At 36.2% G+C, this 25,210-nt stretch carries 29 protein-coding genes; 14 read left to right on the forward strand and 15 right to left on the reverse strand.

The window, feature by feature from the left end; genetic code table 11:
- Positions 1-25: 25 nt before the first annotated feature.
- The 9 genes from C8J95_RS08290 to C8J95_RS08330 all read right to left on the reverse strand — a co-directional run bounded on the left by C8J95_RS08290 (position 26) and on the right by C8J95_RS08330 (position 7,072).
- Positions 26-874, reverse strand: coding sequence for a hypothetical protein (locus C8J95_RS08290; protein WP_107807924.1), 849 nt, complete (start codon positions 872-874; stop codon positions 26-28).
- 18 nt (positions 875-892) lie between these two features.
- Positions 893-2,251, reverse strand: a complete 1,359-nt coding sequence (nuoF, locus tag C8J95_RS08295) for an NADH-quinone oxidoreductase subunit NuoF (RefSeq protein WP_107807925.1) — start codon at positions 2,249-2,251, stop codon at positions 893-895.
- 10 nt (positions 2,252-2,261) lie between these two features.
- The gene (gene nuoE, locus C8J95_RS08300; protein WP_034868788.1) at positions 2,262-2,771 is read right to left on the reverse strand and encodes an NAD(P)H-dependent oxidoreductase subunit E; all 510 of its coding nucleotides are present in this window, start codon (positions 2,769-2,771) and stop codon (positions 2,262-2,264) included.
- Positions 2,772-2,865: 94 nt separating this feature from the next.
- A complete protein-coding gene (locus tag C8J95_RS08305; RefSeq protein ID WP_059154209.1) occupies positions 2,866-4,089 on the reverse strand; it encodes an NADH-quinone oxidoreductase subunit D in 1,224 nt (407 codons plus the stop codon).
- A gap of 75 nt (positions 4,090-4,164) precedes the next feature.
- Positions 4,165-4,665, reverse strand: a complete 501-nt coding sequence (locus C8J95_RS08310) for an NADH-quinone oxidoreductase subunit C (protein WP_059323514.1) — start codon at positions 4,663-4,665, stop codon at positions 4,165-4,167.
- A gap of 4 nt (positions 4,666-4,669) precedes the next feature.
- The gene (locus C8J95_RS08315) at positions 4,670-5,218 is read right to left on the reverse strand and encodes an NADH-quinone oxidoreductase subunit B (protein WP_009087725.1); all 549 of its coding nucleotides are present in this window, start codon (positions 5,216-5,218) and stop codon (positions 4,670-4,672) included.
- 36 nt (positions 5,219-5,254) lie between these two features.
- On the reverse strand, positions 5,255-5,620 hold the full coding sequence (locus tag C8J95_RS08320; protein ID WP_009087723.1) for an NADH-quinone oxidoreductase subunit A: 366 nt from the start codon (positions 5,618-5,620) through the stop codon (positions 5,255-5,257).
- 118 nt (positions 5,621-5,738) lie between these two features.
- On the reverse strand, positions 5,739-5,921 hold the full coding sequence (locus C8J95_RS08325) for a hypothetical protein (RefSeq protein WP_009087720.1): 183 nt from the start codon (positions 5,919-5,921) through the stop codon (positions 5,739-5,741).
- 26 nt (positions 5,922-5,947) lie between these two features.
- Positions 5,948-7,072 (reverse strand): GNAT family N-acetyltransferase, encoded by a 1,125-nt coding sequence (locus tag C8J95_RS08330; protein WP_107807926.1) that lies wholly within the window; start codon positions 7,070-7,072, stop codon positions 5,948-5,950.
- 105 nt (positions 7,073-7,177) lie between these two features.
- On the opposite strand from C8J95_RS08330, the gene C8J95_RS08335 reads away from it, so the two are divergent.
- From C8J95_RS08335 to C8J95_RS08385, 11 genes are all read left to right on the forward strand, one after another.
- A complete protein-coding gene (locus tag C8J95_RS08335) occupies positions 7,178-7,867 on the forward strand; it encodes a zinc metallopeptidase (protein WP_107807927.1) in 690 nt (229 codons plus the stop codon).
- A 244-nt stretch (positions 7,868-8,111) separates the two neighbouring features.
- On the forward strand, positions 8,112-8,510 hold the full coding sequence (locus tag C8J95_RS08340) for a hypothetical protein (RefSeq protein WP_107807928.1): 399 nt from the start codon (positions 8,112-8,114) through the stop codon (positions 8,508-8,510).
- A 46-nt stretch (positions 8,511-8,556) separates the two neighbouring features.
- Positions 8,557-9,624 (forward strand): F0F1 ATP synthase subunit A, encoded by a 1,068-nt coding sequence (gene atpB / locus C8J95_RS08345; RefSeq protein ID WP_107807929.1) that lies wholly within the window; start codon positions 8,557-8,559, stop codon positions 9,622-9,624.
- A gap of 53 nt (positions 9,625-9,677) precedes the next feature.
- On the forward strand, positions 9,678-9,887 hold the full coding sequence (gene atpE / locus C8J95_RS08350; RefSeq protein WP_009087709.1) for an ATP synthase F0 subunit C: 210 nt from the start codon (positions 9,678-9,680) through the stop codon (positions 9,885-9,887).
- An 88-nt stretch (positions 9,888-9,975) separates the two neighbouring features.
- Positions 9,976-10,470, forward strand: coding sequence for a F0F1 ATP synthase subunit B (locus tag C8J95_RS08355; protein WP_059154203.1), 495 nt, complete (start codon positions 9,976-9,978; stop codon positions 10,468-10,470).
- A 1-nt stretch (position 10,471) separates the two neighbouring features.
- Positions 10,472-11,011 (forward strand): ATP synthase F1 subunit delta, encoded by a 540-nt coding sequence (atpH, locus tag C8J95_RS08360; protein WP_107807930.1) that lies wholly within the window; start codon positions 10,472-10,474, stop codon positions 11,009-11,011.
- A 15-nt stretch (positions 11,012-11,026) separates the two neighbouring features.
- On the forward strand, positions 11,027-12,604 hold the full coding sequence (gene atpA, locus C8J95_RS08365) for a F0F1 ATP synthase subunit alpha (RefSeq protein WP_059154201.1): 1,578 nt from the start codon (positions 11,027-11,029) through the stop codon (positions 12,602-12,604).
- A 77-nt stretch (positions 12,605-12,681) separates the two neighbouring features.
- Positions 12,682-13,554: an ATP synthase F1 subunit gamma gene (gene atpG / locus C8J95_RS08370; protein WP_107807931.1), complete on the forward strand. Its 873-nt coding sequence runs from the start codon at positions 12,682-12,684 to the stop codon at positions 13,552-13,554.
- Positions 13,555-13,619: 65 nt separating this feature from the next.
- On the forward strand, positions 13,620-14,030 hold the full coding sequence (locus C8J95_RS08375) for a GNAT family N-acetyltransferase (RefSeq protein ID WP_107807932.1): 411 nt from the start codon (positions 13,620-13,622) through the stop codon (positions 14,028-14,030).
- A 94-nt stretch (positions 14,031-14,124) separates the two neighbouring features.
- A complete protein-coding gene (locus C8J95_RS08380; RefSeq protein ID WP_059323508.1) occupies positions 14,125-15,483 on the forward strand; it encodes a hemolysin family protein in 1,359 nt (452 codons plus the stop codon).
- Positions 15,464-15,772: an ATP-dependent Clp protease adaptor ClpS gene (locus tag C8J95_RS08385; RefSeq protein WP_107807933.1), complete on the forward strand. Its 309-nt coding sequence runs from the start codon at positions 15,464-15,466 to the stop codon at positions 15,770-15,772. Before C8J95_RS08380 ends, C8J95_RS08385 begins: the two co-directional genes overlap by 20 nt.
- Before the next feature lie 42 nt (positions 15,773-15,814).
- On the opposite strand, the gene C8J95_RS08390 is transcribed toward C8J95_RS08385, so the two are convergent.
- Positions 15,815-17,998 (reverse strand): glycoside hydrolase family 95-like protein, encoded by a 2,184-nt coding sequence (locus C8J95_RS08390; protein WP_107807934.1) that lies wholly within the window; start codon positions 17,996-17,998, stop codon positions 15,815-15,817.
- Between the two features lie 24 nt (positions 17,999-18,022).
- Entirely contained in the window at positions 18,023-20,620 is a 2,598-nt protein-coding gene (locus C8J95_RS08395) for a BamA/TamA family outer membrane protein (protein WP_107807935.1), read from the reverse strand.
- On the opposite strand from C8J95_RS08395, the gene C8J95_RS08400 reads away from it, so the two are divergent.
- Together C8J95_RS08400 and C8J95_RS08405 are read left to right on the forward strand one after the other, a co-directional pair.
- Entirely contained in the window at positions 20,609-21,337 is a 729-nt protein-coding gene (locus C8J95_RS08400; protein WP_185124592.1) for an RNA methyltransferase, read from the forward strand. The two genes, C8J95_RS08395 and C8J95_RS08400, sit on opposite strands and share 12 nt — an antisense overlap.
- 65 nt (positions 21,338-21,402) lie before the next feature.
- Complete coding sequence (locus tag C8J95_RS08405; RefSeq protein ID WP_107807936.1) at positions 21,403-22,224, forward strand: GLPGLI family protein; 822 nt, start codon at positions 21,403-21,405, stop codon at positions 22,222-22,224.
- A 7-nt stretch (positions 22,225-22,231) separates the two neighbouring features.
- Here the strand turns inward: C8J95_RS08405 and C8J95_RS08410 are convergent, their stop codons facing one another.
- The 4 genes from C8J95_RS08410 to cmk form a co-directional block, all read right to left on the reverse strand.
- Complete coding sequence (locus C8J95_RS08410; RefSeq protein WP_107807937.1) at positions 22,232-22,678, reverse strand: hypothetical protein; 447 nt, start codon at positions 22,676-22,678, stop codon at positions 22,232-22,234.
- 3 nt (positions 22,679-22,681) lie between these two features.
- The gene (locus C8J95_RS08415; protein WP_107807938.1) at positions 22,682-22,990 is read right to left on the reverse strand and encodes a phage holin family protein; all 309 of its coding nucleotides are present in this window, start codon (positions 22,988-22,990) and stop codon (positions 22,682-22,684) included.
- Positions 22,991-23,070: 80 nt separating this feature from the next.
- Complete coding sequence (locus C8J95_RS08420) at positions 23,071-23,415, reverse strand: YtxH domain-containing protein (RefSeq protein WP_009087681.1); 345 nt, start codon at positions 23,413-23,415, stop codon at positions 23,071-23,073.
- Positions 23,416-23,581: 166 nt separating this feature from the next.
- Positions 23,582-24,250 (reverse strand): (d)CMP kinase, encoded by a 669-nt coding sequence (cmk, locus tag C8J95_RS08425; protein WP_107807939.1) that lies wholly within the window; start codon positions 24,248-24,250, stop codon positions 23,582-23,584.
- Between the two features lie 255 nt (positions 24,251-24,505).
- Between cmk and pyrH the strand changes: the two genes are divergently transcribed.
- Positions 24,506-25,210 carry a UMP kinase gene (gene pyrH / locus C8J95_RS08430; protein WP_009087679.1) on the forward strand — a complete coding sequence of 235 codons (705 nt, stop codon included), beginning with the start codon at positions 24,506-24,508 and terminating at the stop codon, positions 25,208-25,210.

The following is a 25,210-nucleotide window of genomic DNA, read 5'->3' on the forward strand; positions in this document are numbered from 1 at the left end:
TATATGCATGAAGCAATAGGCTTTGTTATTTATTCTTCTTTGTATTAAATGTATAACCAATTCCGGCAAGAACCTGTCCGAAAACAAAATCCTGTTGAGCCTTGTCTGGCTTATTATTTAATGTTGTCTTAATATCCCACATGTTGATATAACCGGCTTTTCCTTCTAAACGAAGCATCCAGTGTTTAGCAAAAACAAGGTTGATACTCGCTCTGGCATCTGTACCTATCCCTGCCACATGGAAACGGTCACTTCTCTCATTTCCGAATAGTTTCACATTACTTTTCGGAAACATAAAACCTGCTCCAACTCCATAAGACCATACAATATCCCAGTTTTTGCTGGTACTGATCTTTTGGTATTTCTCAATACCTAAGTTTTCATAATTAAGACCATCTGTATGCTCGAAAGTCAGGAATTGTTCGTCCTGTAAATTTACCTGTCCGTTTTGTACCATTCCTGCATATTTCGGATCGGAAATGTGTCCGGAGAAATTCACAGTCTGGTTTTGGTCCATCACATACTTCATGTGATCAATTCCTAAAACAATCGCTAAATTGTCTTTAATAAAATAACCTGCTCTGAAATTATACTGTACTACAGTAAACCATCCCGGGTTAAAATAAACGATTCCGAATTTAGTTGGTCTATCCTGTGCTGATACATTGTTTAGTTGGAAGTTATAACCATTTCCTGAAAAACGGATATCGGAATTACTAAAAGCAGCTCTGTTCCATCCAAAGAAAACAAACATTTGTCCTTTTTTCGTTAGAGGAGTAGGCTTTTCTACAATACCTGTATTGCTGTCAAGACTTTGGGAAAAACCCAAACTTGTTCCTAAAAATAGTACTGCAAGCGCAAAAAACTTCTTCATTATCTTTCTAGCAATTTATTAATTTGTAACAGCTGGAGCTGGTAACGGATCCGCATAATGTGCCAGTCCGTAGTTTTGGGTTAAACAAAGTTCGGGGTTCTTCACATGCCATTCGAATTCATCTCTGAAGTGGCGAATAGCTGCTGCAACAGGCCAAGCCGCTGCATCTCCTAACGGACAAATAGTGTTCCCTTCAATCTTACGTTGGATATCCCAAAGTAGGTCGATATCTTCCATTGTTCCTTTTCCGCTGTCAATTTTCTTCAATATTCTGTACATCCAGCCAGTTCCTTCACGACAAGGTGTACATTGTCCACAACTTTCGTGGTTATAGAATCTTGCTAATGTAAGAGTGTGTTTTACAACGCACTGGTCTTCATCCAATACGATAAAACCACCAGACCCCATCATTGTTCCTGTTGCAAAACCTCCGTCCGCTAAACTCTCGTAATTCATATAACGAGGCTCGCCATTGATGGTTTTCAATAAAAGGTTTGCCGGAACAATTGGAACTGATGATCCTCCAGGAATACAAGCCTTAAGCTTTTTTCCGTTTGGAATACCACCACAATACTCGTCAGAATAAATAAATTCTTCTACCGTAATGGTCATATCAATTTCATAAACACCAGGTTTGTTGATATTACCACACGCAGAAATTAGTTTTGTACCTGTAGAACGGCCTACACCAATTTTAGAATATTCTGCTCCGCTGATATTGATAATCGGAACGATTGCTGCGATAGATTCCACATTGTTCACCACAGTTGGTCTTTCCCATAAACCTTTTACAGCCGGGAATGGTGGTTTCAAACGAGGATTTCCACGCTTACCTTCAAGAGATTCAAGAAGAGCAGTCTCTTCTCCACAGATATAAGCACCTGCACCTCTTTGTACGTAGATTTCTAAATCGTAACCTGTTCCTAAAATATTTTTACCTAAGAATCCTGCTTTTTTAGCTTCCTCGATTGCCTCTTCAAGAATATCAGGAATCCATGAGTATTCTCCACGGATATAGATATAAGAAGCATTGGAACCTAAACAGAAAGATGAAATAATCATACCCTCGATTAGTAGGTGAGGGAGAAATTCCATTAAATAGCGGTCTTTGAAAGTTCCCGGTTCAGATTCGTCAGCATTTACAACTAAGTGTCTAGGAACGCCATCTGGCTTAGCCAGGAAGCTCCACTTCATCCCTGTAGGGAAACCTGCTCCACCACGACCTCTAAGTCCGGAAGCTTTTACTTCCTCCAGAATTTCGTCCGGTGTCATTTTTAAGGCTTTTTCTACTGCATCGTAACCACCTTGCTTTCTGTAGGTGTCGAAGTAGCGGATACCTTCTATATGAGCGTCTTTAAGTAAAAGTTTTTTACTCATTTTATTATTTTTAATCTAAGGCAACAGCTCCCTGACGGCAAAGTTCAAGAATTTCGTCTACCTTTTCTTTTGTTAAATTTTCATGATAAAATTTCCCTAACTGCATCATTGGTGCATAACCACAAGCCCCCAGACATTCTGCCGGCTTTAAGGTAAACAGACCGTCTTCGGTTGTTTCTCCGTCCTTTATGTTCAGTGTTGTACGGATATGATCTAATATATCATCACTTCCTTTCAACATACAAGGACCTGTTCTGCATACTTCCAGTACAAATTTACCAACAGGTTTCATGTTGAACATCGTATAGAAAGTAGCTACTTCATAAACCTCGATTGGTCTTATGTTAAGCAGCTCTGCAACGTAATCCATTACCGGAACATCCAGCCAGCCGCCAAACTCTTTTTGTGCAACATGCAGCAAAGGAATAAGAGCTGATTTTTGTCTGCCCTCCGGATATCTTGCGATAATTTTATTTACCTGTTCTATAACTTCAGGTTTAAAAGCAATTGTTTCGCTCATTTTTGAAATTTTAGATTTTAGATTTTAAATTCTGAAATGAATTCAGCAGTCTAAAAATCAATTTATAATTTATAATTCAAAATTTATAATTCTTTTATGCATCCAATTCTCCTGCAATTACATTAAGGCTACTTAATGTTACAACTGCGTCAGAAATTAAAGAGCCACGTATCATTTCAGGGTATGCCTGGTAGTAAATGAAACATGGTCTTCTAAAGTGTAATCTGTAAGGTGTACGGCCTCCGTCGCTAATCATATAGAAACCTAGTTCTCCGTTTCCACCTTCTACACTGTGGTATACTTCTCCTACAGGAATATCCTGCTCACCCATAACAATCTTGAAGTGATAAATAAGAGCTTCCATCTTGGTGTACACGTCTGCCTTTTCTGGTAAGTAGAAATCTGGTACATCTGCGTGGTAAGATCCCTGAGGAAGATTTTCATAAGCGTTTTTAATAAGCTTATAACTTTCCATAATCTCAGTCTGGCGAACCATGAATCTGTCGTATGTATCTCCGGCAGTACCAATTGGTACGATGAAGTCGAAGTCATCATATGAAGAATATGGCTGTGCTACTCTTACATCATAATCAACACCTGCAGCACGTAAGTTTGGTCCTGTGAAGCTATAGCTTAGCGCTCTTTCTGCACTAATTGCTCCTGTACCAATAGTACGATCCATGAAAATTCTGTTTCTTTCCATTAGACTTTGGTATTCACCAAATTTCTTAGGGAAAGTTTTAAGAAAATCTCTTAGCAGTTCATGGAATTTTGGACTGAAGTCTCTTTCAAAACCTCCGATTCTTCCCATGTTAGTTGTCATTCTGGCGCCGCAGATCTGCTCATATATATCATAAATTTGTTCACGTACCTGGAACAAATAAGTAAATCCTGTTAAAGCACCAGTATCTACACCAATAACACCGTTACATACCATGTGGTCTGCAATTCTGGAAAGTTCCATCATAATAATACGCATATAGTCTACACGCTTAGGAACTTCGCAACCGATTAATTTTTCAACTGTCATGTGCCATCCGAAATTATTGATCGGGGCAGAACAGTAATTTAATCTGTCTGTTAAAGTTGTTATCTGGCCATAAGGTCTTCTTTCAGCAATTTTTTCAAAAGCTCTGTGGATATAACCAACAGTCTGTTCTGAATGAAGAATTCTTTCTCCGTCCATAGTCAGTACATTTTGGAAAATACCGTGTGTCGCCGGGTGGGTTGGTCCCAGGTTTAGCGTATAAAGCTGTTGGTCGATTTGCTCTTTCGACTCGTATTGGCTAAGTATATTTGATAAATTGTTATCTTTCATTTCGCTATAATTGATGGGCGATAATTGATAATTGATTTTTGGATCAGCAATCAATCATCATTAATCATTTATAAATTATCTTCCGAACATTGAATCGTTCTTGTCTGTACGTGTTCCGTCTTCAAGGCGATATTCTTTCAGCATAGGGTGATAACCCAGATCTTCCATGTTTAGAATAGGACGCATATCCGGATGTCCTTTAAAGTCTATTCCATAGAAATCAAAAGTTTCTCTTTCCATCCAGTTGGCTCCGGAATAAAGATCACTGATGGTTTCTATAGCGGCACTTTCTCTTGGCATGAAAGTTTTCAGTCTCAATCTGAAGTTATTTACCAAACTATGTAGGTGGTAAACTACTCCTAATTCCTTTTCCTTATTATCCGGGTAATGAACTCCACAGATATCGGTAAGGAATATAAATTCGTATGAAGATTCTTTAAGATAGTGGATAACCTTTTTAGTCTCTTCTTTCTTTAGCTCAATTGTCAGAAGCCCGTAAGGTTCTGATGAGTTTAGAACAGCTTCAGGAAACTCTCTTGAAATGGCTTCAAGTACTAATTCATTTGTTAGTTCCATGGGCTTATTTAATGTTATAAGATTCTAATAGTTCTTTGTACTCCGGAAGATCACGTCTTCTAAGGCTTTCGCTTTTAGCAATCGCCTGAACCTGCATAAAGCCTTCTAAGATTTGTTCAGGTCTTGGAGGGCATCCAGGAACGTAAACGTCTACAGGTATTACTTTGTCGATTCCCTGAAGAACAGAATAGGTATCGAATATTCCACCACTGGAAGCACAAGCACCTACAGCTACTACCCAACGAGGCTCTGCCATCTGGCTGTAAACTGTTTTTAAAATTGGAGCCAATTTTTTTGAAATGGTTCCGCATACTAATAATATGTCAGCCTGACGAGGGGAGAATACCATACGCTCACCACCAAAACGGGCAAGGTCATAAGTAGGGTTCATCATCGCCATAAACTCGATTCCGCAACAAGAGGTAGCAAACGGAAGCGGCCAAAGAGAATTTGCTCTGGCCATACCAATAAGGCTGTCTAGTTTCGTTGCAAAAAAACCTTCTCCGGCATGGCCTGGAGGAGGAGTTTCTAATATTTTAACTTCTTTTGACATCTCTTTTTTGTTTTAATCTTCTGATTAAAAATTTAATTATTTATCCCAGTCCAATGCGCCTCTTTTCAATACATAGAAAAATGCAATGAAGAAGATCGCCACAAACGTTACGATGGCCATGAAGCCTTCCACGCCAAACTCTCTGAAATTAACGGCATAAGGATAGAAGAATACTATTTCGATATCGAATAGTACGAAAAGGATTGCAGTAAGAAAATATTTTACAGAAAAAGGCGTTCTTGCATCACCTACAGACGTATAACCACTTTCAAAAGCTTGATCTTTTACTTCTCCTTTTACTTTAGGTCCCAATAAGCTGGATGCGATAATGGTAACTATCACAAACCCAAGTGCTACAGCAGCTTGTATTAATATTGGGATATAATTTTCTGGCAAGTTCATAATATCTTAATTACTAACTTGCAATAATACTAAAATTATAGGGAAAATTGAAATTACAAAGGCAATGTTTCTCGCTGAAAGCCAGCGGAAAAGGTAATTTAGAATGATTAAAAATAAATTACTTTTTGCCTTTTAAACGCTTCAAAATCACAAAGGCAATGTATGCGATGTATAGGAATAAAAAACTGGAGAAAATAATGTTAATTAAATCATTAAGCTGATCGTCTTTTACACGGAAAAACTGGTTGTAAGCAAAGAAGATAACAATAAGTATAGCGTATATGATAAGTTGCTTTTTCATGTCTTTTGTCTTGTGAAATTAATAGATTAAAATTCTTTGCTGTAGGTTCTTCTTCTTTTATGATTTACCGGACTGTAATCCTGCCATAGAAGCTGAATGTTTTTGTTCTCCTCAAGTTCGGGATTTGTTTCCAGAAATTTCACACCTTTCCTCTTGAAAATTTCATAAATTTCTTTGAAGATAATAGCAGTTACTCCACGGCGTTGATATTCCGGGTGTATACCTATCAGGTAGAAATTGGCGCGATCATTTTTCTTGCCTGCCTGTAAGAAATGCCACCATCCAAATGGGAAAAGCTTTCCGTTGGCTTTTTGTAAAGCTTTGGAATATGAAGGCATGGTAATAGCAAAGGAAATTAGTTTGTCATTGGCATCTGTAATGCAGACAATGAAATCTTTATCTATAAAGCCGAAATATTTCTCCTTATATGTTTGGATCTGTTGCGGAGTGATAGGGGTGTAGGTAGATAGTCCTTTGTAGGTTTCGTCCAGAAGTTGGAACATAGGTTCTACTAAAGGAAGTATCTCTTTTTTGTTATTAAATTTAAGGACCTTTAGCTGGTATTTTTCTTTGATAAGATCGTTGAACTTAATCACCTTTTCACTCAATACTTCAGGGAAAGCAAGTTCAAATTCTACCCATTCTTTCTCTTTTACCAGTCCTAGTTGTTCCAGATGTTGTGGGTAGTAATCGAAGTTATAGATGCCGATCATGGTTGCTAGCTTGTCAAAGCCCATTGTCAACATTCCTGCTTTGTCAAGATTGGTAAAGCCCATAGGACCTTCAATTTTATTTATGTTATGCTGTCTGGCATATTCTGTAGCTTTTTCTATAAGAGCTTTAGAAACATTAATGTCGTCAATAAAATCGATCCATCCAAAACGTACTTTATGGATCCCCAGTTCCTGGCCTTCTTTGTGGTTAATCATCACAGCTATTCTGCCAACAACCTGATTGTTTTTATAAGCAAGATATAGCTCGGCTTCACTGTAAGCGAGCGCTGGGTTTTCTTTTGGTTCCCATATTTGTTTCTCATCATTTATTAATGCAGGAACATAATTAGGGTTGTTTTTATATAGTGTCATCGGAAACTGAATAAAATCTGTAAGCATTTTATCATTAATGACTTTTTTAAGGGAGATTTCCGACATGTTTATTTTAATTTTCTGCAAATATAAAGAATTGCATTTTTTTACCTTGTTTTTGGCATGGTTTTTTCCTTCATAGGAAGTAAGATTTAGACAGAAATTACACAAATGCTTAGTTATTATTTTATATTATTAATCATATTCATAGCCAGCGTAATTGTGCAAAACAGGCTCAGATCGAAGTTTGATTATTATTCAAAACTGAGATTGCGCAATCATATGTCGGGCAAAGAAATTGCTGAAAAAATGCTGGCGGAGAATGGGATTCGGGATGTCGTTGTAACTTCAGTTCCCGGACAGTTGACGGATCACTATGATCCTACTAATAAAACAGTAAATTTATCAGAAGCGGTATACATGCAGAGGAATGCGGCAGCAGCAGCAGTAGCGGCTCATGAATGTGGACATGCAATACAACATGCGGAGGGTTACTCTATGTTAAGGCTGCGGTCCAAGCTTGTTCCTGTAGTGAATATTAGTTCCAGATTATTACAGTTTGTTTTATTCGCAGGGATTATTGTAATGGCTTCCAGTGGAAATAAAACATTGTTGGCGCTGGGTGTTTTACTATTTGCTGTGACAACAGTATTTGCATTCGTTACCTTGCCGGTAGAGTATGATGCAAGTAACAGAGCTTTGAAATGGCTTGAAAAGAGTGGAACGGTAACTGTAGATGAACAGGATGCTGCGCAGGATTCATTAAAATGGGCGGCAAGAACTTATGTGGTCGCGGCTTTGGGGTCTTTGGCTCAGTTGCTGTACTTTGCTTCTATGCTTTCGGGCGGACGAAGAGATTAAAATCATATTTATCAATAAAATAAAAAAAAGACTGTTTCGAAAGAAGCAGTCTTTTTTTGTTGTAAAATCTTAATTTTATTTTCGGTGGGTAAACCTTGTCATGATTTCTATTAGGCCTTATAGTAACCTTGATAAGGTAGTATTGTGTTTTGTAGTATCTCTTTTTGATAATAGAAAATATGATTTTCTCCTGTCTTTTTTATCAGAATAGGAAGTTAAAAAATAAAATAGCATCTTTGCGGCTATGAAAAATAAGGTTTCACAAAGCTTATTGTTATTTGTTTTGTTTTTAGTTTTTAGTGCAGCTGCTTTTGGTGTTAATTTTTTGTTGGCACAACAAGGTATAACTGTATCTTATAAACTACATTTCCTGTTTTTCTTTCTTCATTTTCTTAGTTTGGCTAGTATTATAGGTGTTAGCCTTATTAAAAAAGAACTTATTGCTTATGTATATGTGGCTTTTCTTATTGTGAAAATGGGCGGAGTTATATTTTTAGCATACAAGTTTCCGGAGATGAAGCAAAACCTGATGTTGTATTTTGGTTTTTACTGGTGTTACCTGCTTGTAGAAACAGCTTTAGTTGTTGCTTTAATCAGAATACAGGATAAAAATCATAAAATAAATAAATCTGACACGCTTTGATATGTCATTTAAATCCTTATTTTTGCAAAAAATTTAGAATTCTGGTATGAATGTAAAGAAGATCCTTTATTTGCTTACGTTTTTAGTCGCAGGACTTGTATTTGCCTCTTCCACAGAGGGTCAGCAAAAGCCTGAGAAGTATAACCCTGTGCCAGATATTATGCACCATATCTCGGATTCCCACTCTTGGCATTTCTGGGGAGAAGGTGAAAATTCAGTAAGTATTTCGCTTCCGATAATTTTGTTAGATAACGGACTAAAAGTCTTCTCTTCTGCAAAGTTCGGTCATCACGAAGATGAAGTAGCTGAAGTAGATGGTAACTATTATAAGCTTTACCATAATAAAATTTATAAAACTGATGCTGCGGGTACGCTTAACATGCACGAAGAGCACCCTACAAATGCACAACCTCTGGATTTTTCAATCACAAAAGTTGTTGCGCAGATGTTATTAGCGGCAGTTATCCTTATATTGATTGCATTTGCAACAAGAGGTAGCTATAAAAAATCTCAGGTTCCTTCAGGAATTGCAAGATTTATCGAGCCACTTATTATTTTTGTACGTGATGAAATCGCTTTACAAAATATTGGTTCTGTTAAATATAAGAGATTTGTTCCCTATTTAGTAACGCTTTTCCTTTTCATCTGGTTGATGAATATCTTAGGATTACTTCCGGGATCAGCTAACGTAACAGGAAATATCGCTTTCACTATGGTAATGGCAGTTCTTACTTTCATTATAGTGAATGTTAACGGTAGAAAAACTTACTGGTCTCACATCTTTGACCCGTTAGGAAACAATATGCCTTGGGCAGGTAAATTATTAGTATATGTAATCCTTGTTCCTGTGGAGATCTTGGGTATGTTTACTAAACCAATTGCATTAATGATTCGTCTTTTTGCTAACATGACTGCAGGACACATCGTAATCCTGAGTTTAGTATCATTAATCTTCATTATGGAGTCTTACGCTGTAGCTCCGGTATCAGTAGCACTAACATTGTTTATCAACGTGCTTGAAGTATTGGTAGCAGCATTACAGGCTTATATCTTTACATTGTTAACAGCATTGTTTATCGGTATGGCAGTTGAAGAGCCACACCACGCACACTAAGATTTTAGAAATAAGAAAATAAATTATAAAACAACCATTTTAATTATAAAGTTATGACAGGTAGTATCGCAGCAATCGGAGCTGGATTAGCAGTTCTAGGAGTTGGATTAGGTATTGGTAAAATCGGTGGTCACGCAATGGACGCTATTGCAAGACAACCAGAGCAATCAGGAAAAATCCAAACTGCAATGATTATCGCAGCAGCTCTTATCGAGGGTGCTGGTCTATTCGGTATCGTAGTAGCAATGCTAGGTAACGGATAAGAAAAATCTAGAAATTCTGTAAACGGTTGGTTTGCAGAATTTCTTTTACTTTTGAAAAATTAAACTGAATAGTATAAAAATATTATAAATGGATTTATTAACTCCTTCAATCGGTAACATATTCTGGACTACAGTAGTTTTCTTAATTTTAGTGATCTTACTAGGTAAGTTTGCATGGAAGCCAATTCTTTCTGCAATTAATACAAGAGAAACGAATATCGTAGATGCTCTTAACCAGGTTAAATTAGCGAAAGCTGAAATGGAAAACCTAAAGGCAGACAACGAGAGAATTATTCGTGAAGCTAAAATCGAAAGAGATGCTATCCTTAAAGAAGCAAGAGAGATTAAAGACAAAATCGTTGGTGAAGCTAAGGATGCTGCAAAAACTGAAGGTGATAAAATGATTGAGCAGGCAAGACAAACCATTAATGCTGAGAAAAATGCTGCTATGGCAGATATCAAATCTCAGATTGGTGAGCTTTCTGTAAATATCGCTGAGTCTATCCTTAAGCAAAAGCTTGATAACAACGACGCTCAGAACCAATTAGTAGAAAATATTCTTAATAAATCTAACTTAAACTAATATGCGTATATCCAAGGTAGCAAAGAGATACGCAAAAGGTCTGTTAGACTTTACTCAGGAAACAGGAAATACAGCTTCTGTTTTTGCTGAGATGAAGGATGTTGTAAAAGTTTTAAATGCTTCTTCGGAACTTAATAAATTTTTCGATAGCCCTTTTATTGAGGCAAAAAAGAAAATTAGTGTTACTGAACAGATTTTTGCACAGTTTTCTCAAACCAGCAGAAATATTATTGCATTAACTATTAAGCAAGGTAGAGAAAACCAGCTTAAAGGTATTGCACAAGAATATATCAATAATGTGGAAGACCTGAATGGTGTACAAAGAATTTCTTTGGTTACTGCTACTCAACTTACACAACAAAATATCGAAGATATCCTGAAAGGATCTTCATTGGTAGACCACTCTAAAACTTTTGATATTGAAACAAGTATCAAACCAGAAATTCTGGGAGGGTATGTCCTAAGAGTAGGTGACCAGCAAGTAGACGCTTCTGTAAGAACGAAGCTATCTAACATTAGAAAAGAATTTGAACTTAACTAAGATAATCAGACCAAAATGGCAGAAATAAATCCGGCAGAAGTATCTGCAATCTTAAAACAACAATTGGCAAACTTTGATACTCAGAGTGATGTCCAGGAAGTAGGAACCGTACTTCAGATCGGTGACGGTATCGCACGTGTTTACGGGTTAGAAAACGTACAATATGGTGAGCTTGTAAGATTTGAAAGCGGTGTTGAAGGGATGGTACTTAACCTTGAAGAAGACAACGTAGGTGTAGCTCTTCTTGGACAATCTAAAGCAGTAAAAGAAGGTGATACTGTAAAAAGAACCAATACTATTGCTTCTATTAAAGTTGGTGAAGGTTTATTAGGTCGTGTAGTAGATACATTAGGTAACCCTATCGATGGTAAAGGTGCTGTTAACGGAGATCTATACGAAATGCCTTTGGAAAGAAAAGCTCCGGGAGTAATCTTCCGTCAGCCTGTAACCGAGCCTTTACAAACAGGTATCGTTGCAATTGACTCTATGATCCCTGTAGGTAGAGGACAAAGAGAGCTTATTATTGGTGACCGTCAGACAGGTAAAACTACTGTGGCTATCGATACTATTCTTAACCAAAAAGAATTTTATGATGCAGGTCAGCCTGTATATTGTATATATGTTGCTGTAGGGCAAAAAGCTTCTACTGTAGCACAAATCGTAAAAACCCTTGAAGATAAAGGAGCTATGGCTTATACGGTAATCGTTACAGCTAACGCTTCAGATCCAGTTCCAATGCAGGTATATGCACCATTGGCAGGAGCTTCAATTGGTGAGTACTTCAGAGACACTGGTCGTCCTGCATTAATCATCTATGATGACCTTTCTAAGCAAGCAGTAGCTTACCGTGAGCTTTCTCTACTTTTAAGAAGACCACCGGGCCGTGAAGCTTATCCAGGTGACGTATTCTATCTTCACTCAAGATTATTAGAAAGAGCTGCGAAAGTTATTGGTGACGATGAAATCGCTAAGCAAATGAATGACTTACCAGAGTCTTTAAAGCCTCTAGTAAAAGGAGGAGGTTCTTTAACTGCTCTTCCAATTATCGAGACTCAGGCTGGTGACGTTTCTGCATATATCCCGACTAACGTAATCTCTATTACAGACGGACAGATCTTCTTGGAAACTGACTTATTCAACTCTGGTGTACGTCCGGCTATCAACGTAGGTATTTCTGTATCTCGTGTAGGTGGTAACGCTCAGATCAAGTCTATGAAAAAAGTATCTGGTACACTAAAATTAGACCAGGCACAATATAAAGAACTAGAAGCGTTTGCTAAATTTGGTTCTGACCTTGATGCTGCTACTTTAGCAGTAATCTCTAAAGGGGAAAGAAACGTAGAAGTATTGAAGCAAGGTGTTAACTCTCCACTTCCTGTTGAAGAGCAGATCGCTATGATCTACGCTGGTACTGAAAACTTAATGAGAAAAGTACCTATCAACAAAGTAAAAGAGTTCTTAAGAGATTATGTAGATTTCTTAAAAGCTAAACATGCTGATACTTTAGCAGCTTTAAAAGCAGGTAAATACGATAATAACCTAACTTCTGTTCTGAAGCAGGTTGCTGACGATATCGCTGCAAAATACAACTAAGATTTAGTTGATGGTTTCTGGTTGACAGTTATAAGCTGGCAGCCAGAAGCCAATAACCAACAAGTATATAAAAGAGAATGGCAAACTTAAAAGAAATACGAGGAAGGATTTCATCCATTTCATCTACAATGCAAATTACCAGTGCTATGAAAATGGTTTCGGCAGCGAAACTAAAGAAAGCACAGGATGCTATTGTGATGCTTCGCCCTTACTCCGAAAAACTTCAGGAAATAATAGAAAACGTTAGTTCTACACTAGATCAGGAAACGCTTTCGGTTTATGCACAACCAAAAGAGGTTAAAAGAATCCTGTTCATTGCAGTTACTTCTAACAGAGGTCTTGCAGGAGCTTTTAACTCTTCAGTTATCAAAGAAGTTAATGCTCAGTATCAACAAAATTCAGCTTTTGAAGTTGAAGTGTTGACTATTGGTAAAAAAGCATTTGATGCTTTCAGAGCTTCTAAGAAAATCTATGATAACCACAGTGATCTTTACGATTCTTTAACTTTTGAAGGCGTAGCACATGTAGCTGAGGATATCATGAGAGATTTCCGTCAGGGAGTTTTTGATGAAGTATACCTGGTGTACAACAAATTCCTTAATGCGGCAACGCAGGAAGTACAGACAGAAAAACTTCTTCCTATTACAATGCCTGAAAAGAAAGAAGCTGAGAAGAGTACAATCGAAACTGATTATATCTTCGAACCAAACCGTACCGAAATTCTGGAAACTTTAATTCCTAAATCTATTAAGACTCAGGTTTATAAAGCAATCCTAGATTCAGTAGCTTCTGAGCATGGTGCAAGGATGACTGCAATGCACAAAGCAACAGATAATGCACAGGCATTGAAGAATGATCTGGTTATCTTCTACAACAAAGCACGTCAGGCTGCAATTACCAACGAAATCTTGGAAATTGTATCTGGAGCTGAAGCTTTGAAAAACAGCTAGAAAAGTTCAAAAAAATAATTAAAAGCGCTTATTCTTTGGGTAAGCGCTTTTTTGTATTTTTATATATGCATATTCGAATTGTTGAAAAGAAAGATAAAGACTATTCCGTCATACAGGGAATCTATAATATGGTACGGAATGAAATGCCTTTTCTTTCTGAAATACCTGACATTAAAAATGTACTGACTGGTGAAGTGGTTTACGAAGCCATTGCAGAGGGAGAAGCAATTGCTTTTATATCCTTGTGGGAGCCGGATAATTTTATTCATTATTTATTTGTTAGTCCTTCATACCAAAGCAAAGGAGTAGGCTTACAATTGATTACCCATCTTTTAGAAGTATATGGGAAGCCCATGGGGCTGAAATGTCTGTTGGAGAATGCCAATGCAGTCCGTTTCTATAAAAAAAATGGTTTTGATGAAAAATACCACGGAACATCTGCTGAAGGCGAATATATTTACTTTGAACTCCAATAATAATAAAAAGTTAACACAGGAAGTACAGGAATTAAAAATGCGTATTAAAAAATAATACATATCTTTGCATTTGATTATATTATTAACAAATTAAATGGACCCCGATAGTTTTGTCAAACTTCTTATTGCCCTTTTCCTAGTATTACTTAATGGCTTCTTCGTAGCCGCCGAATTTTCAATCGTAAAAGTAAGATATTCACAAATTCAGATAAAAGCTGCAGAAGGCAATGCACTTGCTAAGAAAGCAGAATACATTATTAAGCATCTAGATGCATACCTTTCCGCCACACAGTTAGGGATTACTCTTGCCAGCCTTGCTTTAGGTTGGGTCGGAGAAAGCGCATTACACCATGTTTTCGAAGATCTGTTTCATCGTTTTGGTTTTGCTGTTGCAGACTCTACCATTACTACTGTTTCTGTAGTATGTAGTTTCCTGATTATTACAATTATGCACATTGTATTTGGTGAATTAGTTCCTAAATCTATTGCAATACGTAAATCGGAAGCTACAACTTTCTTTGTGGCTTACCCGATGATTTTATTCTATAACGTTTTCAAGCCATTTATATGGTTAATGAATTCTATTTCCAATGCATTTTTAAGACTGATTAAAATCCATCCGGCTTCTGAAAATGAAATCCACTCTACAGAAGAATTACAGCTTTTGGTAAAACAAAGTGCTGATAGCGGGGAAATTGAAGAAGAGAACTACGAGATCATTAAGAACGCATTTGACTTTACAGATCATAGTGCAAAACAGATTATGGTACCGCGTCAGAATATCTTTTCTATCAACATCAATGATGATAAGAAGGATATTGTTGAAAAAATGCTGGAAAGTGGTTACTCCAGAATACCAGTATATGACGGATCTATAGATAATGTTATTGGTATTTTTTATACCAAAGAATTTATCCGCGAATACATTAAGAACTTTGATGAATGGGATGAGTTCGACATCAGAACGCTTTTACATGAACCTACGTTTGTTGTAGGAAGTAAAAAAATATCCGACCTTATGAAGGTTTTCCAAACTAAAAAGCAGCATTTGGCTATCGTTATCGATGAGTTTGGTGGTACTGAAGGTATTATTTCCCTTGAAGATATTCTTGAAGAACTTGTAGGAGAGATCCAGGACGAAGAAGATGAGGAAGAAAAAATTGTCGAGAAAGTAGGAGAGAATGTTTATTGGGTACAGGCTTCTCAGCCATTGGAAGAAATAAATGAACACCTCCCTGTAGATTTGCCTGAAAATCCGGAACAATATAATACGCTGGCTGGTTTTATTTTACATGAGCTTAGTGATATTCCTGAAGAAAATCAGGAATTCGACCTCAACGGTTATCATTTTAAAATTCTTAAAATGCAGAACCGTGGTGTAGAGATGGTGGAGATGATATATTTGGAACCCGTAATTGAAGAAAGACTTGCAGATGAAATGGGAGAAGCTTAATTCACAGAGTTATGACAGTCCAAAACGAGAGTATGAAGAAGAAGTACTGGTTTTGGATCAGACGGATGATGTATATAAATTAGTTCTGCATAATGACGATGTCAATACTTTTGATTTTGTTATCGAATGTTTGATAGAGATTTGTAAACATACACCGGAACAGGCGGAACAATGTACCTTATTGGTACATTATAAAGGTAAATGTACCGTAAAGACAGGTGCAATGGATTTACTGAAGCCTATGCATCAGAAACTATTATCCAGAGGCTTGACTTCTGAGATTGTATAAAATAAAAAAAGAAAGGCTTTCCCAAAGGAAAGCCTTTCTTTTTTAGTTTGCTTTTAAAGTCAATGTTTTTCCTTTCGGAATTTCATAAACATAGACAGAATTAGTTTGTTGGATGAGATTGCCAGATCCTAATGCTGTAAACGGCCCTTCAAAATTTGGTTTTATTTTTATTTGGCCGCCTTTTTCGCTGTAAATACTTACTTCGGTATTTTTACTATTCTTTCTTACAGCTGAAATTAGAAATGCACCACTGGTTCTAAGATTTTTAAAAGATATATTTTTCCAGTCTTCCGGTACTGCGGGAAATATACGGGTAACTCCGTTCCAATGCTGCAGATAAAGCTCCTGAATACTCTGCATTCCTGCAAGAGGAGTTTCTATTACAGGACCGCTTTCTGCATATAATGTATTGGGTTTTACAAACTTTTGGATAAATGTTTTCATAATATCCCGGGATTCATTTCCATGTCCCATCATGGCTTTCATAGAGGCATGTCCTGTCAACGAATATCCTTGTAATGCTTCTGGCTTGCTTTGCCACGTATTAATGGATTTTTCAATAATATTATGATTTTCTGCCTGATCCCAGTTAATTTCGTAAAAAGGATATATCATCAGAAGATGTGAATAATGACGATGAGATTCGGAATAAGGTACGTCCTGGGCGATCATATAGCCGCCTTCATTTACCGGAAAAGGAATAAGGTTTTGTAATATGTCCTGCCACTGTGAGTGGAGCTTATCTTTTCTTCTCTTTTTAGAATCCATTTCGATAAGAGTTTTTAATCCCCAACGAAGTATAGAAAGATCATAATTGGTATTGAAGGCGTATCCCTTAGAATACTCAGGAGAATAAGTTTTGGCTTCCAGTTGGTATTTCCCATCTTTATTTTTTCCAAGAAGATGAAGGTAATAATTAATGCTCTTTTTCAGTAAATTATATACTTTATTCCCCAATGCTTCATCTTGGGTAAAATCGTAATGTTGATAATAATAATATAACAGCCAGGTAAGATTTCCTGTCTCTGCTTCGGAATTGGTAATGGGCTCACTATTGCCTTTTACGACTTTAACAGGAGCGTACATATCCGGGCCTCCGCTTCTGCCCAGTGCCATAGAATTGTATTGGTATTCTTTAGGAACATTTTTTATCAGACTATTGTAATTCCGGTCTATTGCTTTGACCAAAGATTCTGCTAATTCCAGATGGTTGGCTGTGTAGAGAGGTGAATAGGTTAGTTGCATATTGAGATTGTACCAATATCCCGGCCATGGTGTTTTATCTGTCCAGGGGCCTTGTAAATCAATAGCAGGTTTATTTGATCTGGTAGCAGATGCTAGTTTATAAAGCTGATAGTTGTAAAAGTCTTGTAGTTCCTGATCCGGAATATTGAAAGATGACTTGGTATAATATTGATGCCACCAATTTTGATGATTCTTTATTTTAGAAGAAACTTTGCTCCATTCAAAGTTGGCTAATCTCTTTCCAGCATTTTTTTCAGCCTCGTTATTATTGATCTGATAATCGGTAGCAATTAAAATATACTTCAGGTTATTCAATTTCTTTTCTGTATAAGCTACGCTGTAGCCACCGCCGGCTAGCATAGGCTGGTAACTGGTAATTATACTATTGTGATTTGTTATCCTTACTGCTGGATTGGGTAAATAGTTTTCAGGTTGTTTTGCGTAAGAGAAACTCCTTCTCGGGCTTTCAGATTTTTCAGGGACCCAAATAATTTCATATTTGTTTTTATAATTCTGGTCATCAACCCGCAATAAGATATAATCTTCTTCGGAAAAAGTAATAGCATTGATCCGGATACTCCCCGAATTGGTTTTTAGTTCTGTTGAGCTTTCAGCATTGTATAAATCGATTTTGCCTACTGCATCCGTAATATTGTCCGAAAGTTTTACTTCGAAGTATCCTAACGGAAGTCGAGGTCTTTCAAATAGGTTCTCTTCACCGTTACGGTGATCATATACATCCGTTCTTCCGATGGTAATTTTGCATGAGAAAGCATCTTTCAGATAAGTCATTGTTCCCAACAAACCGTTTCCGGTAAATACTCCCTGATAAATGGTCTTGCCTAGAGGAATAGTTTTGTGATCACCAGTATTCCGGATACTATGAATAAATAGTTCCTGTGGAGAATGGTTATTTGTTGTCTGACTGTTATAGGTTGTAATGAAGCATGAAAATAAGATGAGTTTTAAACATTTGATCATGGTTATATAGTTATGGTAGTTTTTCTAGAACGGATAACCAAATGCAAAGTTAAAGGTTGGTTGTAGTGGTTTTATCCTTTTAAAATTCCAACGATCTCCTTCTGGCATATTGGGGTCAAATATCTTATACGCAAGATCTAGCCTTAAGGTAACATAAGCAATATTAAATCTGAATCCGAATCCGGAGCCAATACCTAATTGCTTATAAAACTTATTGAATTTGAACTCGTCACCAATTCCAGTATTCTTCAGGCTCCAGATATTTCCGGCATCAGTAAATAATGCCCCTTCTACAATTTTGGAAATAGGAAAACGGTATTCGATATTGGTAGTTAGTTTTACATTATCCAACATATAAGAACGTACATTCTGATCAACCTGAATATCTGCAGGACCTAGACCTCCAAACGCAAGCCACGCTCTGATATCACTGGATCCTCCATTGAAATAAGACCTCATATAAGGCATAACATGAGAGTTTCCATATGGAATACCAACTCCAATGAATTGTCTGAAAACTAATGTTCTTCTGCTGTTTGAGAAACTAAAATATTTTCGGGCATCTATATCAAACTTCATGAACTGTGCATAAGGCACTCCAAATAGTCCTTTTTCTGAATTTTCACCTGCTATACCAGTGGTAAAGCTTTTGAAACTCTTGTCTATTAGACTTAGGAAATTACCAGCTGTTTCAAATTTAAAACTAAGATAAGAAGGATTAGGATAAGCTTTGTTACCAATCTCATTATAGGTGAAATTATAGATCATGGAATTGATCACTACATCCTGAGTTTGTCGCTCTTTGTTGAGCAATGATTGCTGGAAGTTGATGAAAACAGGATCGTTTTTAGCATCAATAGAATTCTGATAAGCTACATCGCTCATAATGATTTTACTAACCTCATCCGTAGTTATTCTTCCTGTAGAATATTGCTCAGCAAGTGCTAGATTTTGTACAAAGTATTTTCCGAACATTAAAGACCTATAGACATCATCCCTCGGGAATAATTCATAATATTTGTCTTTATTACGGGTAAAGTTAAACTGAGTGTTGAAAAGTGTTAAACGGTGTGTAATAATATCATTAACTGCAGCATTGTAATTAAGCCCCATATTAAAGCTTATTCTGCCCAAGCCAATGTTGTTTTGTATAGATGACCCTACAACAATAGATGAAGTAGGAGTATATCTTTTGGGAATAAATTTGTAATATTTAAACGGAACCAATAATCTTGGAACATTCAAAGCAACCTGTGCAGAAAGCTCGTAGGCATTAAAATAAGTGTTTGGGTTTGTAGCATTGTTAGTTGTTCCTATAATTCCTGAAAAACTTGTACTAAGGTTTTCCGCTCCGCCAAATATATTACGTGTAGTAAGCTCCACACTCGGGGAGAAACCTAAGTTAAGAATCTGGGAATAGTGAACATCCGTTGCAATTTTAAACTCATATTTTGGTAACGGAGTTAGATAGATATCGGTTTTTAATAAGCTATCCTGTTCCTGTACAATCTCGAACCTGTTGATATTGAAATTATTCATTCCCACAAGATTCCTTTTTGTAAGGTCTATTTCCCGTTGATTATATTTATCTCCTTCTCTTAGGACAACAGCCGTCCACAATGATCTGTTTTTATATTTTTTATCAGGGTTATAGAAATTTATCTTTCTCAGCGTTTCGTAGTTTTCAGGTTTCAGATCACCTTTATTTACCTGATCATCGGAGATATAAACATTAACATCCGAGAACTTACTGATTACGTAAGGATTTTTTTGCTTTCCATCCTGTGCGCTGTCTCTTTTGAATTCCAGAGTTAGGGGAACATCCTTTCTGCTCTTCAGTGAATCCGCAGTAAAGAATATTTCTTCATTAGAGCCATTAAAATTATAATAGCCATTACTCCGCATAATATCGTTAATACGAGCGACTTCTTTTTCCAGATTTTCCTGATCCAGCACTTTACCTGTTTTTATAAAACTCTTGGGATAATTTTGCTCATAAAGTAAACGGATAGGCTCTTCCGGAATATTATAGTAGTAATCCTTAACCAGAGTAGGGTCTTTATGTTCTATCTGGTATAGTGCAGATGCTTTTTTTCCTGTAGAATCTATTTTGTTAGTTCCGGTTACTTTAGCATCCCAGTAGCCTTTATAAACAAAGAATTTTCTGATTTTATCAGCGCTTTTTTCTGTTGCAGCCTCATTTAATATCACAGGCTGTTGCCCTACATTATGCAGGAATCTGTCCCAGAAGAGATTTTTACCAACAAGATTAGGGCGATTGTGCTTTAAGGCAATAGAATCCCTTAGCTTTTGTGTTCTCATCTGGCTAGGGTAGGTCATATACTCGTTGAGTATAGTATCCAGCTTTGGATTAGCCATATTATAAGCCCATAAGCCAATAGGAGCTACAAAAAGAAACTTTTTATTGGGTTTTTGATTAACATAGTCCGGAACTTTATCCTCGAATAATTTGCCGTCTTTGTACTGAAATTTATTAGAGGTTAGTAAATAGGAGTCTTCAGGTACTTTTCGGGTGGAGCATGCATTGAGCAAAAAAAATGCAATTGCAGGTGCCGAAAATAAGTAATATTTTTGAAAATATTTTGAAGAATGCTTACCCATAATACCATTAAAACTTTACAATCTCTAGATAAAAAGAAATTCAGACAAAAATACAATTTGTTTTTAGTTGAAGGTAATAAAATCATTAGAGAATTACCAAATTCAGCATTCAAAATTCAGACCGTTTACTCTGTAAATCCCAATGAATTAGCTTTTAAAGATGTAGAGGTTTGCCAAATTACTGAACCTGAGTTAAAAAAGATAAGTTTCCTTCAGCATCCGAAAGATTCTGTAGCAGTGTGTATTCCTGCAGAACAAAAACTAAATAAGGAAAAGAAAATACGTCTGGTTTTAGATGGTATTCAGGATCCCGGAAATATGGGAACTATTATTCGTCTTGCAGACTGGTTCGGGATTGAAGAGATTGTATGCAGCGAGGATACGGTAGATTTTTATAATCCTAAAGTAATACAAGCTTCCATGGGATCGTTTACCCGTGTGAATATTGTATATACAGATCTCTCAGAATTTTTACAGGATAAGAACACGCCCAATTATATCACTGATATGGATGGAGAAAATGTTTTTCAATCAGACTTTCCGGAATCATTTAATCTTATTTTAGGAAATGAAGGAAATGGAATCCGTCCTGTAACAGAAGAGCTTGCCGATAAAAAAATTAGCATTCCGCGCTTTGGTAGCAAACAGAATACCGAAAGTTTGAATGTAGCGATGGCTACCGGAATTATTCTAGGTCAGATTTTTGGCTCAAAATAAAAGCCTTACTATACAGTTTTTTTTGTATAATTTAGTTCTACACGAAATCAAAAAATCTGTCAGTAATGAAAAACTTATCAACATTTTTATTCATATTGCTTTTTAGCATTGCATTTTCACAAACGCATAGGTTTGTCTATGAATTGCAGATGAAGAGAAATGACAAAGTCCAGAAAATTAATATGACACTGGATATTGATAAGGATTATGTACATTTTTACGATTATGACTTCCTGAAGAATGATTCACTTCGTAAAAAGGATGGTGGAAACTGGCAGACCAATACGAAATCGGAGCAATTGGTTCTAAGAAAACGCAATAGCTTTGATAATAAATCTTTCCACGACAATATGTTCGATTATTTTGTTGTAGATTCTAAAGGCGAGATGACTTGGAAAATAAAAAATGAAACAAAGAAATCCGGAGAATATACATTACAAAAAGCAGAAACCAATTTTGGTGGAAGATCTTGGGAAGCCTGGTTTAATCCAGGGATTCCTTTTCAGGAAGGTCCTTATAAGTTTCGCGGATTGCCTGGATTGATTTTTGAAATCAGAGATAGTAAGGGCGATTATGTCTACTCATTAATTAAAAGTACTAATCTTCCGAATACTTTTGATACCAGCGATTTTCTGGAAACGCACTTTGGCAAAAAGCCTGTTCCTGTTACATTAAAGCAATACCACAAAGTAAAACTGGATTACTACAATGATCCGGTTGCTGATATGAGACGATTACTAAAAGATGGTGGTACTGTAATTATCGGAGGAGATAAAATCACCAGCCAGGAACAACTCGATCAAAAAAGGATTTTTATACAAAATAGTATTGTAAAGAACTACAATCCAATAGAGTTGGATCAGTCAATACCTTATCCGGCAAAATAGAGTTTGTCTAGATTAAAGAATCTTTACTATCTTCTTGCTGCTGAGCTTCTTTTTCCTGCCAGTCTTCTATTAAAGAAGTCACTTTTCTCAATAAAATAGGTGCTCCATAGATAATGGCAAGTCCAAGGACCTTCTTTTTCCAGTTGCTGTGGTAAAGATTTTTCTTTGCAAAATTAGTAACTAAAGCAACAGTCCCAAGACGTATAGCATTGTCAACCATTGAATCTTTAATCGATTCGGCGTTTAGTTTGATACCTGTTTTGTGGGTAGTTTCTCCTTTAGAGTTTATGATAGGTTTTTCAACAAGAAATTTATCAGTAATACCGCCAGTAATTACACTAAGCGACTCTTTTACATTATTAAAACGGAGAAGATTTTCCATGTCTTTTACCTCTCCTTTCATAATCGCTTTTTTCTTTGCTAATTCATCAAGACTGTTATACTTAGCTCCCATTTTTTAATCGTTAAAAGATTTTAAAATAAAATTGGCAACGGTTCTCTTTATATTGTTTCTGAAGATAACAATTAATATAAGACATAGCAGATAAAAACCAGAAACAGCGAAGAAGCCGTAAGAATAATTTCCCATCATTTTGCCCAGCCAGAAGGCCAGCCCAATGTTAAACAGAACTACGAAGAAGATAAGAGCAATCAGAGCACATGTCAGAAAGGTCATAAAACCTGCCGAAATGACTGTTTTTTCACTTACTTCTAACTTTAAGAGGTCAATTTTTTTCTCTATATAGTCGAAAATAATGTCAAACATAAGGAAGTGTTTTGTGTAAATATACAAAAAGATAATAAAAAAGGGACTTGAAAAAGTCCCTTTATATTTTTAAATTCAGGTTATTTAAGACCATCTAATTCAGTTTCAATATCTTTTGCTACTTCTTTAGCTTTATCTGCAGCCTGAGTTTTGTATTTATCTAAACCCTCTTTTACGCTTTCTGTTACTTTGTTATAAGTATCTTTAGCCTGAGAAGCGAAAGTATTGTACTGATCTTTTACTTTCTCAGAAACATCTCCGTATTTATCTTTAGCCTGATCTTTCAGATCGTTTGCTTTTGATCTTATTTTTTTACGTGTTGCTTTTCCTTCTTCTGGTGCGTAAAGCATTCCTAAAACAACTCCTGCTGCTGCACCTGCTAATAATCCTGCTAATATTCCTGCTGTGTTCTTTCCTTTTGCCATTTTAAATAATTTTTAGAGTTAGTATTTTGTTGTATGGTTGAAAAATTAATTTGATGATGATATTTAAACAATTAATATACCAAAGAAAGTATTGGGATCTTAAATTTTGTTAAATATTATTAATAAGTCATCAAACAAATAATCTTTCTGTTTAAAGGTAAGAAATTTATCGGATATAAGACAATATTAAAGCAATAGTTTCTTCTTTGTTTAAATAGGTATTATCTATAAGAATAGCATCGTCAGCCTGTTTCAATGGTGAAGTTTCACGTTCACTGTCAATTTTGTCACGCATCAGCAAATTAGCTTTTACTTCTTCAAAATCGGCTTCTGTACCACCTGCCAATAATTCCTTATATCTGCGTATCGCACGCTCGTCTGGACTTGCTGTCATAAAAAATTTGTAATCAGCATTAGGCAATACCACAGTACCAATATCTCTTCCGTCCATTACAATACCACCATTTTCTGCCATTTGTCTTTGCATAGACAACAAAAATGCTCTTACTTCAGGTTGTTTTGCCACCTCGCTTACATAGTCGGATACTTTCGGATCTCTTATTTCAGCGTCAATATTCTTGTTGTTTAAAAATAGCTGAAGATTCCCGTCAATATTTCTAAACTCTAAGTTGATGTCATTAAGATGACTGATAAGTAAAGGGATATTAATGCTGTTGTTTTCCAGATAATGCTGAATAGCAAATACTGTAATACCACGATAAAGTGCGCCGGTATCCATGTGGATAATTCCTAATTCCCTGGCGATAATTTTGGAAATTGAACTTTTTCCGGTGGATGAAAATCCGTCTATGGCAATTACAGGTTTCTTCGTCATAAGTTTGTGTAAATATTAGTAAAAGAACTCTAAAAGTTCTCAGACAATCCTTTTCTCTGGTACAAAAATAAATTATTTTGAAGCTTCTTCAAATAAATAATTTTACCTGTTGCATTTCGTGAGATTTCATTAAATTTGCTACCGAAAAAATAAAAATGAAAATTCTGTGTTTTTATTTATAGTAACGATCCGCACAGGGGTTACATTTTAATGAAATACAGGCTGCTAAAGAGCAGTAAAATAAAATCTTAACGAATGAAATATAAAAGAATTCTCCTAAAACTAAGTGGCGAAGCCCTTATGGGAAATCAGGAATATGGTATCGATAGCCAGAGACTGAAAGATTACGCAACGGAAATTAAGAAAGTAGTAGATTTAGGTTGCGAGGTTGCAATTGTAATAGGAGGAGGAAATATTTTCAGAGGTGTATCTGGTGCAGCAGCAGGAATGGACAGAGTACAAGGTGACTATATGGGAATGCTGGCAACTGTTATCAACGGAATGGCATTACAGGGAGCTTTGGAAGATCAGGGGATTAAAACACGTCTTCAGTCTGCTATTGAAATGGATAAGGTTGCAGAACCATTCATCAAAAGAAGAGCAGTAAGACATCTTGAAAAAGGTAGAGTGGTAATCTTCGGTGCCGGAACTGGTAACCCTTATTTCACAACTGATACAGCGGCAACATTACGTGCTATCGAAATCAATGCAGATGTTATTCTTAAAGGTACGCGTGTAGATGGTATCTACGATAAAGACCCTGAGAAAAATGAAAATGCTGTTAAGTTTGAAAACCTTAGCTTCGAAGAAGTTTTCGCAAAAAACCTTAAAGTAATGGATATGACAGCATTTACTTTAAGTCATGAAAATAAATTGCCTATTATTGTATTCGATATGAATAAAGAAGGTAATCTTACACGTTTGGTAGAAGGTGAAAATGTAGGAACACTAGTAAACTAA

Source organism: Elizabethkingia sp. YR214 (genome assembly GCF_003058195.1).
Taxonomy (GTDB): domain Bacteria; phylum Bacteroidota; class Bacteroidia; order Flavobacteriales; family Weeksellaceae; genus Elizabethkingia.

Coding starts and splice junctions, on each gene's coding strand:
- C8J95_RS08290 (WP_107807924.1), bottom strand. CDS start 874: ATGAAGAAGTTTTTTGCGCTTGCAGTACTATTTTTAGGAACAAGTTTG.
- nuoF (WP_107807925.1), bottom strand. CDS start 2,251: ATGAGTAAAAAACTTTTACTTAAAGACGCTCATATAGAAGGTATCCGC.
- nuoE (WP_034868788.1), bottom strand. CDS start 2,771: ATGAGCGAAACAATTGCTTTTAAACCTGAAGTTATAGAACAGGTAAAT.
- C8J95_RS08305 (WP_059154209.1), bottom strand. CDS start 4,089: ATGAAAGATAACAATTTATCAAATATACTTAGCCAATACGAGTCGAAA.
- C8J95_RS08310 (WP_059323514.1), bottom strand. CDS start 4,665: ATGGAACTAACAAATGAATTAGTACTTGAAGCCATTTCAAGAGAGTTT.
- C8J95_RS08315 (WP_009087725.1), bottom strand. CDS start 5,218: ATGTCAAAAGAAGTTAAAATATTAGAAACTCCTCCTCCAGGCCATGCC.
- C8J95_RS08320 (WP_009087723.1), bottom strand. CDS start 5,620: ATGAACTTGCCAGAAAATTATATCCCAATATTAATACAAGCTGCTGTA.
- C8J95_RS08325 (WP_009087720.1), bottom strand. CDS start 5,921: ATGAAAAAGCAACTTATCATATACGCTATACTTATTGTTATCTTCTTT.
- C8J95_RS08330 (WP_107807926.1), bottom strand. CDS start 7,072: ATGTCGGAAATCTCCCTTAAAAAAGTCATTAATGATAAAATGCTTACA.
- C8J95_RS08335 (WP_107807927.1), top strand. CDS start 7,178: ATGCTTAGTTATTATTTTATATTATTAATCATATTCATAGCCAGCGTA.
- C8J95_RS08340 (WP_107807928.1), top strand. CDS start 8,112: ATGAAAAATAAGGTTTCACAAAGCTTATTGTTATTTGTTTTGTTTTTA.
- atpB (WP_107807929.1), top strand. CDS start 8,557: ATGAATGTAAAGAAGATCCTTTATTTGCTTACGTTTTTAGTCGCAGGA.
- atpE (WP_009087709.1), top strand. CDS start 9,678: ATGACAGGTAGTATCGCAGCAATCGGAGCTGGATTAGCAGTTCTAGGA.
- C8J95_RS08355 (WP_059154203.1), top strand. CDS start 9,976: ATGGATTTATTAACTCCTTCAATCGGTAACATATTCTGGACTACAGTA.
- atpH (WP_107807930.1), top strand. CDS start 10,472: ATGCGTATATCCAAGGTAGCAAAGAGATACGCAAAAGGTCTGTTAGAC.
- atpA (WP_059154201.1), top strand. CDS start 11,027: ATGGCAGAAATAAATCCGGCAGAAGTATCTGCAATCTTAAAACAACAA.
- atpG (WP_107807931.1), top strand. CDS start 12,682: ATGGCAAACTTAAAAGAAATACGAGGAAGGATTTCATCCATTTCATCT.
- C8J95_RS08375 (WP_107807932.1), top strand. CDS start 13,620: ATGCATATTCGAATTGTTGAAAAGAAAGATAAAGACTATTCCGTCATA.
- C8J95_RS08380 (WP_059323508.1), top strand. CDS start 14,125: ATGGACCCCGATAGTTTTGTCAAACTTCTTATTGCCCTTTTCCTAGTA.
- C8J95_RS08385 (WP_107807933.1), top strand. CDS start 15,464: ATGAAATGGGAGAAGCTTAATTCACAGAGTTATGACAGTCCAAAACGA.
- C8J95_RS08390 (WP_107807934.1), bottom strand. CDS start 17,998: ATGATCAAATGTTTAAAACTCATCTTATTTTCATGCTTCATTACAACC.
- C8J95_RS08400 (WP_185124592.1), top strand. CDS start 20,609: ATGCTTACCCATAATACCATTAAAACTTTACAATCTCTAGATAAAAAG.
- C8J95_RS08395 (WP_107807935.1), bottom strand. CDS start 20,620: ATGGGTAAGCATTCTTCAAAATATTTTCAAAAATATTACTTATTTTCG.
- C8J95_RS08405 (WP_107807936.1), top strand. CDS start 21,403: ATGAAAAACTTATCAACATTTTTATTCATATTGCTTTTTAGCATTGCA.
- C8J95_RS08410 (WP_107807937.1), bottom strand. CDS start 22,678: ATGGGAGCTAAGTATAACAGTCTTGATGAATTAGCAAAGAAAAAAGCG.
- C8J95_RS08415 (WP_107807938.1), bottom strand. CDS start 22,990: ATGTTTGACATTATTTTCGACTATATAGAGAAAAAAATTGACCTCTTA.
- C8J95_RS08420 (WP_009087681.1), bottom strand. CDS start 23,415: ATGGCAAAAGGAAAGAACACAGCAGGAATATTAGCAGGATTATTAGCA.
- cmk (WP_107807939.1), bottom strand. CDS start 24,250: ATGACGAAGAAACCTGTAATTGCCATAGACGGATTTTCATCCACCGGA.
- pyrH (WP_009087679.1), top strand. CDS start 24,506: ATGAAATATAAAAGAATTCTCCTAAAACTAAGTGGCGAAGCCCTTATG.